Below are 8,284 nucleotides of genomic sequence, written 5' to 3' on the forward strand. Positions count from 1 at the left end.
CCAGCGTTGAGGTGTCCGACGCGCAGGCCGATCTGCGCATTGCCGAACAGGAGTGGCGGCGTGTCTCGGCCTTGGGTCGCGAGGCCGTTGCCGGCCGCCGCATCAACGAAGCCAAGGTGGCAGTCGAGCGTGCCCGCGCCAAGGCGCAGGCCTACGGATTGCCCGGCACATCGAGTGGCAGCGTCAATGGTCAATTCACCCTGACCGCGCCGCATGCCGGCCGCCTCACCGAGGACGATTTTGTCGTCGGCGAGCGCATTGAGCCGGGCAAGGCGCTGTTCCGACTGGTGGACGAGTCGACCGTCTGGGTGGATGCCAAATTGCCGTCCGGCACGGCCTCCCGCATTGAGGCCGGAAGCGCGGCAACCATCGTGGTGGGTGGGGAGCATCTTGTCGGCAAGGTGCTACGTAGCGCCCATCGCACGTCCGAAGCCACCCGCAATGCTTCAGTTCGAGTCGAGGTGCCGAACGAGGGCGACCGTCTGCATGGCGGCGATTTCGTCGAAGTGTATTTCGAGGCCGCTCCTGCGGCTAACACGGACGACAAATCCGCCATGCAGCTAGCCGTCCCAACCGAGGCATTGGTGCAACTCGAAAGCGAGACTGTGGTGTTTCGCCGCAACCGCGCTGGGGCACTCGAACCCGTGCCGGTGCGCGTGGGTGAAGTGATCGGCGATCGCACCGTCATCCGCGAAGGGTTGAAGGCAGGCGACAACGTCGTGGTCGCCGGTGCGTTTGCGGTCAAGTCGCAGATTCTCAAGGCGCAACTGGGAGAGGGTCATGGTCATTGATCTCTCCCTCGTGATACGCGGAGGTGCGCCATGCTGAATCGCCTGGTCGAACTTTCCCTGCGCTACAAGTTTCTGGTGCTGATCGCCTTCGCGGTGGTGGCCTTCCTCGGCATCAACGCAGTACGCAACGTGCCTATCGACGCCTTCCCGGACGTCACGCCCGTCCAGGTCAACGTCTATACCGAGTCCCCAGGCCTGGCCGCGGAGGACATCGAACTTCTGTTGACGACCCCGATCGAATCGGCGCTCGCCGGTCTGCCGAAAGTGCAGGAAATCCGATCGGTCAGCCTGTTTGGCCTGTCCTATGTCGCCGTCTATTTCGAGGACGACATGGACATCTATTTCGCGCGGCAGCTGGTCAACGAGCGACTGCAGGAGATTGGCGATCGACTGCCCGAAGGCTATGGCAAGCCGAGCATGGGGCCCAATACCTCCGGTCTGGGTCAGGTGTTCTGGTACACGGTCGAGCGTGCTCCGGGCGTCAGCAAGGATCAGGTCACCGACATGGACCTGCGCACCTGGCAGGAATGGACGGTGCGCCTGATCCTGCGCACCGCGCCTGGTGTGGACGATGTCTCCTCCTGGGGCGGCGGTGAGCGCGAGTATCAGGTCCAGATCGATCCGCAGCGGCTCTATGCGCGCGGACTGGGGTTTGGCGACGTGATCAACGCGATTCCGGCCAACAACGGCCAGGTCGGCGGCAACGTCATGGACGTGGGGCGCGAACAGTTCCTTGTTCGTGGCCTGGGCCTGTTGCGATCTACCAAGGATATCGGTGAGATCGTGCTCAAGGCCGAGGATGGCGTGCCGGTGTATTTGCGCGATGTGGCTACCGTGGTGGAAGCTCCGGCGCCGCGCTTTGGTGCGGTGACCCGCGACGGCGAGGAAGTCGTGCTGGGCATGGCCTTGGCGCGCATCGGCGAGAACGCCAAGGACGTGGTCGAAGCGGTCAAGGGCAAACTCGATGTCGTACGCGATGCGTTGCCCAAGACGATGGTGCTCAAGCCGATCTACGAGCGCACCGACCTGGTCAACAAAGCGGTGGGGACGGCGACTCGCGCGTTGATCGAAGGCTCGATCCTGGTGGCGATCATCCTGTTCCTGTTCCTGGGCGAACTGCGCTCGGCGCTGGTCGTGATCGTGACGTTGCCACTGGCGATGCTGATTGCCTTCATCGGGATGGGCCAGGTTGGCCTGTCGGCCAACCTGATGTCGCTGGCTGGATTAGCGATCGGCATCGGCATGATGGTCGACGGCGCGGTGGTGATGGTCGAGAACGCCTTCCGGATCATGGCCGAGCGTCTCGAGCACGGCGAGAAGGTCGACAGGACCTCCGCGGTGCTGGCGGCGGCGAAGGAAGTGGCCAATCCGATTACGTTTGCGATCGGCATCATCATCGTCGTGTTCCTGCCGCTGTTTGCGCTGGAAGGACTCGAAGGCAAGATGTTCAAGCCGATGGCTTTCAATATTGCCTTCGCAATGGCCGGATCGCTGATCCTGAGCCTGACCCTGATCCCGGTGCTGGCCTCGATGATCCTCAAGCCCAAGCCGGAGCGCGATACGTGGCTGGTCGCCAAAATCAAACGCGGCTACCGGCCGCTGTTGGACAAGGCGCTGGCACGCAAGCGGGTGGTCGTGGTCAGCGCCGTCGTCGCGTTGGTGGCGAGTCTGGCGCTGTTCCCCTTCCTGGGCAAGGAGTTCATGCCGCAGTTGCAGGAAGGCTCGATCATGTGGCGCGTCACGGGTATCCCGTCGACTTCGCTGAACGAATCGATCAAGACCAGCAACACCATTGCCAAGGCATTCGAGCAGTTCCCGGAGGTCGAGACCACGCTGGCGATGATCGGCCGCGCCGAGAAAGGCGAAACTGCCGACGTCAACTACATGGAAATCTACACCGCCCTCAAACCTGAGGACGAGTGGAAGTCCGGCCGAAACATCAAGCAACTCGAAGAAGCCATGCAGGAGACGCTGGAAAAGGTCGTGCCCAACGTGGTGCCGGGCTACACCCAACCGATCCAGATGCGCGTGGAGGAATTGATCTCGGGCGTGCGTGCGACCTTGGCGCTGAAGCTCTATGGCGAAGACCTGGAGGAGCTCGACCGTATCAGCGGCCAGCTCAAGACTGTCCTCGGCAAGGTGCAAGGGGTGGCCGATCTGTCGCTGGAGGCCAATGTCGGCAAGCCGCAGATCCGCATTCAGGTCGATCGGGATGAACTGGCACGCCACGGCATGAATGCCGAGGAAGTGCTCACCATCGTCCGCAATGGCCTGGGCGGTGAGCCGGTGAGCGTGCTGCTCGATGGCGTGAAGCGGTTCGACATCGCGGTGCGGTTGAGCGATGCGACCCGCGATTCGGTCGAGGCTTTGCGGAAGATCGCGTTGCGCACGGCCACCGGTGCCTTGGTGCCGTTGTCGGAGGTTGCTGACGTGAGCGTGGCCGAAGGCTACTCGTTCGTCCGCCGCGAGCAACTGCAGCGCTATGCCGTGATCCAGATGGACGTGCGCGGCCGAGACGTCGACGGTTTCGTCAAGGAGGCTGAGGCCGCGATCAAGCAGCAGGTGACACTGCCCGCAGGTTACTGGATCGAGTGGGGCGGCGCATTCGAGAACCAGCAACGCGCCTTGGCGAAGTTGGCGTTGATCGTGCCGATTACGATCTTCTTCATCTTCGTGCTGCTCTACACCGCGTTCAACTCGATCAAGTACGCCGCGCTGATCCTGGCCAACGTGCCGTTCGCCACCATCGGCGGCTTGCTCGCACTGTTTGTCACCGGCCAGTATCTGTCGGTGCCCTCGGCGATCGGCTTCATTGCGGTATTCGGCGTGGCCATGCTCAACGGCATCGTGTTGGTGAGCTTCCTCAACGAATTGCGCGACAAGGGACGATCAGTGCGTGAGGCCGTGATCCAAGGTACGGCCTTACGGTTGCGCCCTGTGCTGATGACGGCCAGCGTCGCGATCCTGGGCCTGGTGCCGATGCTGCTGTCCAGCGGCGTCGGCGCCGAGACCCAGCGCCCGTTGGCGACGGTGGTCGTGGGCGGCCTGATCAGCTCGACGTTTCTGACGCTGATCCTGCTGCCCGTCTTGTACGAATGGCTGGAAAACCGCGCTGAGCGCAAAGCACAGGAGACCACTCCATGAAACAGATCAAGGCGTTCGTGCACCGCAACCGGGTCACTGATCTGATCCACGCACTGGAGGCTGCCGGTTTCCAGCGACTGAGCCTGTTCGACGTGAAGGGCCTGCTGCGCGCACTCAGTGCGCGCGAGCAGCAGTACTCGGTCGAGTTAGGCGACAAGGTCATCAATGAAATACAGATGGAGTTGTTCTGTGAAGACGATGACGTTGCCAAGGCGGTCGAAATCTTCCGGACAGTAGGGCGTACCGGCCACGCAGACGCGGGCTGGATCTATGTCAGTACGATCGAACAATCGATGCCGATCAACGACACGCCATGAGCGTGTGGGCACTTGAGGGATACCATCATGAAACTGATCGTCGCATTCGTCCATTCCTCCCACGCCGGGCCGGTTGTGCGTGCGCTTGAGCTGGCGGGCCTGTACCACCTTTCGCTCAGCCGGGTGCACGGCGTCGTGCAACCAGACACGGCCATCGTACGAGCGGACATGGGCTCGGAGGGTGAGTTGGAGGTTCGACTGGAGGCCTACTGCGAAGACGCGCATTTAGAGCAGGTCGTCGGGCTGATTCGGGAAAAAGGACACGTTGGCGGCCTCCCCTCGGGGGCCGTCTTCGTCCACCCGGTGGACCACGCCTGGCCGGTGAGTCAAGCAGCCGCAGGAGAACGGTGATGGGCGCAGGGCACGATCACGGCACCAGCGAGATCAAGCACGAGAAGCCACTGTGGTGGGCCTTCGGTTTGACCGCATCGTTCTTGATCGCCGAGGTTGTCGGCGGCTTGCTGACCAACAGCCTTGCGCTGCTGTCCGACGCGGCGCACATGATGACCGATGTGATCGCATTGGCGATCTCATTGTTTGCGGTGCGGCTCAGCCGGCGCCCGCCCGATGCCAAGCGTACCTACGGGTATGCCCGCATGGAGGCCATCGGCGCGATGATCAACGGCGGGCTGCTGTTCGTCGTGGCCGGCTACATCCTGTGGGAGGCAGCGGGTCGCTTTCGGCAGCCGCCAGAAGTGGCCTCTGGAGGCATGCTGGTGATTGCGACCATCGGGCTAGTGGTGAACCTGATCTCAATGCGCCTGCTCAAGGCCGGTAGCGGCACCAGCTTGAATGTGCGGGGTGCCTATCTGGAGGTCTGGAGCGACATGCTGGGATCGGTCGGCGTGATTATGGGCGCGCTCGTCATTCACTTCACCGGTTGGACCGTGGTCGATCCAATCATTGCCGTGCTGATCGGCCTGTGGGTGCTCCCGCGCACCTGGACGTTACTGCGCCAAGCCGGCCATGTGTTGATGCAAGGCGTGCCGGCAGGGATAGATCTAGAAGCGATTCGTGGCGCGTTACGTGCCTGCCCTGGCGTGCGCGAGATCCATGACCTTCACGTATGGGCGCTGGGGTCACAGCAACCGATCCTGACCGCCCACGTGGTGCTACAGGACGGCGGCGTAGATGCAGAGCAGGTGCGACGCACATTGACCGAGACGCTGGAGGGGCGGTTCAACGTTCACCACGTCACACTGCAGGTAGAGTTGACGCCGTGCGCGGAGGAGTGCAATCGATCGTGAGGTGCGATGTGTGGTTCTGAATCGCTGGACGACCAAGTCGGTGCTGACAGTGCAGCTATTCGTCCGCCGTGGCGGTGGCGCTCGATGGCCTTTTCATCCGCAAGCTGCACGAGCAGGGGGCTGCCGGACAGTACGAGCATGGACGGTGCGTTGGGCCGCCTGCGCTCGGTTCTGATGACGTGGTTGACCGTGTGGAGAGTTAGCCCCACGTTCGTGCCGCTCACTGGGAGCTGAGATGCCAACCGAATAGCCGAAGAGAGGGTTGGCAGGGGTTCGGTAAGAAAACAGCGTCGGGTGGCCCCTCCCGCTGACGCTATGCGCGCATAGCACTGCTTTCTGTTCGAGATGGGGGCTGGATTCGGGGTGATTGCCGTTCAATATTCATTCGATTATTCTAGAAACATGGAAACGAATCAGGTAATCACCGCGCTGACGGCGCTGGGCCACGCCACCCGGCTTGCAATCTTCCGATTGCTGGTCGAAGCCGGTCCGGACGGCCGCATGGCAGGCGAAATCGGCGAGGCGTTGGCCGTACCCGGCGCCACCCTGTCCTTCCACCTGAAGGAACTCGTGCATGCCGGCCTGATCAGCAGCGAGAGCCGGGGCCGTAACGTTTGTTACCGCGCCAACTTTGATGCCATGAACGTCCTGGTCGCCTATCTGACTCATAACTGCTGCGCAGGCTCCTCAGACACGAGCTGCAGCCCTGGTGTGGCGACCGCCCGCGCCTGCTGACTGCCGCCTCAGCCCCTCCCCAATCAAGGAACCCACCCCGTGAAGCGTCGCGTCCTCTTCCTCTGTACCGGCAACTCCGCCCGCAGCGTCCTGGCCGAAGCCACGCTTCGCGCCTGGGCCGGCCATCGCTTCGAAGTCTTCAGTGCCGGCAGCCAGCCGACGGGCACGGTCAATCCCTTCGCGCTGGGCCAGCTGGCGGCCGAGGGCATCGCCACCGCCGGCCTGCGCAGCAAGTCCTGGGACGAGTTCGCGACAGCGGATGCGGCGCCGATGGATCTGGTGGTGACGGTCTGCGATTCGGCGGCGGCCGAAACCTGCCCCGTCGTGTTCGGCGACTTCCTGCGCGCGCACTGGGGGCTTCCCGACCCGGCCGCGGTGGAGAGCAATGACGAGGACAAGCGAGAGGCGTTCCGCCAGGCGCACCGCATCGTCAAGGCGCGCCTGCAGGCGCTGCTGGCGTTGCCGGCCGAGATCTGGGACGACCGTGCAGCTCTGAAGGAGTCGCTCGATCGTATCGGCTTCGTGCAACCTGACGACGAGGGATCCGTCGATGGCTGAGGCAGCGCCCCGCATGGGGTTGTTCGAACGTTACCTGACCCTCTGGGTCGGGCTGTGCATCGTGGTCGGCACCGGTCTGGGGCACTTCCTGCCCGACGCCTTCGCAAGCCTTGGCCGCATGGAGGTGGCCAAGGTCAACCTGCCAGTAGCTGCCCTGATCTGGCTGATGATCATCCCGATGCTGCTGAAGGTCGACTTCGGCGCCATGCGGGAGGTGGGCAAACACTGGCGCGGCATAGGCGTCACCCTGTTCGTCAACTGGGCGGTCAAGCCGTTCTCGATGGCCCTGCTGGGGTGGTTCTTCCTCCGATATGTGTTCGCCGACTGGCTGCCACCCGACCAGGTCGACTCCTACATGGCCGGCCTGATCCTGCTGGCGGCCGCGCCGTGCACCGCGATGGTGTTCGTGTGGAGCAACCTGTGCCGCGGCGATGCGAACTTCACCCTGAGCCAGGTCGCGCTCAATGACGCCATCATGGTGGTCGCCTTCGCGCCGCTGGTGGCCCTGTTGCTGGGGCTGTCGTCGATCACGGTGCCGTGGGACACGCTGGCGCTCTCGGTCGGGCTGTACATCCTCGTGCCGGTCGCGGTCGCCGTCCTGCTTCGCCGCTGGCTGCTTGCCAGTGGTGGTCAGGCGAGGCTGGATGCGGTGCTCGCGCGACTAGGGCCAGTGTCACTGGTCGCGCTGTTGGCGACGCTGGTGCTGTTGTTCGGCTTTCAGGGCCGGCAGATCATCGAGCAGCCGCTGATCATTGCGATTCTGGCCGTGCCGATCCTGATCCAGGTGTATTTCAACTCCGGCCTGGCCTACCTGCTCAACCGTAAGCTAGGCGTCGCCCACTGCGTGGCAGGGCCGTCAGCGCTGATCGGTGCTAGCAACTTCTTTGAGCTCGCCGTCGCCACCGCGGTCGCCTTGTTCGGCGTGCAATCGGGTGCGGCGCTGGCCACCGTGGTGGGCGTGCTGATCGAGGTGCCGGTAATGCTGTCGGTGGTCAGGATCGTCAATCGATCCCAGCCCTGGTACGAGCGCCGACTTCGGGCGTCATAGTCCGAGCAGGCGAGTCTCAGGATGCCATTTGGCATACTGCCTAACGGATCGTTAGCCATCACACCAAATATGACTAGACATTCCAACTATTTGAGCATCAGGCATCGAGCCAAGCCCATACCATACGGCGGTGATGGAGTACTGCGAGAGGATGGCGACGCCAACTATGGCTTTAAGTACGTCAAAGGCGATGAGGCCGCGCTCCGCGCCATACCTGAGCTAGCTAAAGACTCGGCCTTGCTTGATCTGGCGCTTGCAATCAATTCTCATCAGACAGGCTTGTTCTCGGTAGGCTGCGTAAGTGTGACCTGCCCCCGGTAGCCGTACCAACCATTACTGGGAGAGCCCGGGGTTGAAGGGTACTGCGGTGGGGTTGGTTTGGGTTCGGTGGTTGGCGGCAAACTGGGCCGGCGGGATGCGTCCGCAACTGCTGTGCGGTCGAAC

At 63.0% G+C, this 8,284-nt stretch carries 8 protein-coding genes; all 8 read left to right on the plus strand.

The genetic code is table 11. From position 1 onward, the window contains the following. Positions 1 to 791 (plus strand): efflux RND transporter periplasmic adaptor subunit (locus VFN25_RS02935; RefSeq protein WP_325138643.1); only part of this gene is annotated, 791 nt, incomplete at its 5' end. A 30-nt stretch (positions 792 to 821) separates the two neighbouring features. Beyond that, positions 822 to 3,935, plus strand: a complete 3,114-nt coding sequence (locus tag VFN25_RS02940; RefSeq protein ID WP_325138644.1) for an efflux RND transporter permease subunit — start codon at positions 822 to 824, stop codon at positions 3,933 to 3,935. Beyond that, a complete protein-coding gene (locus VFN25_RS02945) occupies positions 3,932 to 4,252 on the plus strand; it encodes a P-II family nitrogen regulator (protein ID WP_325138646.1) in 321 nt (106 codons plus the stop codon). The genes VFN25_RS02940 and VFN25_RS02945 overlap by 4 nt, the downstream gene beginning before the upstream one ends. A gap of 27 nt (positions 4,253 to 4,279) precedes the next feature. Further along, complete coding sequence (locus tag VFN25_RS02950) at positions 4,280 to 4,603, plus strand: P-II family nitrogen regulator (protein ID WP_325138648.1); 324 nt, start codon at positions 4,280 to 4,282, stop codon at positions 4,601 to 4,603. Continuing rightward, on the plus strand, positions 4,603 to 5,499 hold the full coding sequence (locus VFN25_RS02955; RefSeq protein ID WP_325138650.1) for a cation diffusion facilitator family transporter: 897 nt from the start codon (positions 4,603 to 4,605) through the stop codon (positions 5,497 to 5,499). Before VFN25_RS02950 ends, VFN25_RS02955 begins: the two co-directional genes overlap by 1 nt. Positions 5,500 to 5,901: 402 nt before the next feature. Continuing rightward, entirely contained in the window at positions 5,902 to 6,234 is a 333-nt protein-coding gene (locus VFN25_RS02960) for an ArsR/SmtB family transcription factor (RefSeq protein ID WP_291211164.1), read from the plus strand. 39 nt (positions 6,235 to 6,273) lie between these two features. Beyond that, positions 6,274 to 6,792, plus strand: coding sequence for an arsenate reductase ArsC (locus tag VFN25_RS02965; protein WP_291210789.1), 519 nt, complete (start codon positions 6,274 to 6,276; stop codon positions 6,790 to 6,792). Between the two features lie 13 nt (positions 6,793 to 6,805). Then, complete coding sequence (gene arsB / locus VFN25_RS02970) at positions 6,806 to 7,840, plus strand: ACR3 family arsenite efflux transporter (protein ID WP_291211168.1); 1,035 nt, start codon at positions 6,806 to 6,808, stop codon at positions 7,838 to 7,840. Positions 7,841 to 8,284: the final 444 nt, after the last annotated feature.

The sequence above is a fragment of the Dokdonella sp. genome (genome assembly GCF_035703485.1).
Taxonomy (GTDB): domain Bacteria; phylum Pseudomonadota; class Gammaproteobacteria; order Xanthomonadales; family Rhodanobacteraceae; genus Dokdonella.

Excerpts from the sequence above, each read along its gene's own strand:
- VFN25_RS02940 (WP_325138644.1), top strand. The coding sequence starts at position 822 with ATGCTGAATCGCCTGGTCGAACTTTCCCTGCGCTACAAGTTTCTGGTG.
- VFN25_RS02945 (WP_325138646.1), top strand. The coding sequence starts at position 3,932 with ATGAAACAGATCAAGGCGTTCGTGCACCGCAACCGGGTCACTGATCTG.
- VFN25_RS02950 (WP_325138648.1), top strand. The coding sequence starts at position 4,280 with ATGAAACTGATCGTCGCATTCGTCCATTCCTCCCACGCCGGGCCGGTT.
- VFN25_RS02955 (WP_325138650.1), top strand. The coding sequence starts at position 4,603 with ATGGGCGCAGGGCACGATCACGGCACCAGCGAGATCAAGCACGAGAAG.
- VFN25_RS02960 (WP_291211164.1), top strand. The coding sequence starts at position 5,902 with ATGGAAACGAATCAGGTAATCACCGCGCTGACGGCGCTGGGCCACGCC.
- arsB (WP_291211168.1), top strand. The coding sequence starts at position 6,806 with ATGGGGTTGTTCGAACGTTACCTGACCCTCTGGGTCGGGCTGTGCATC.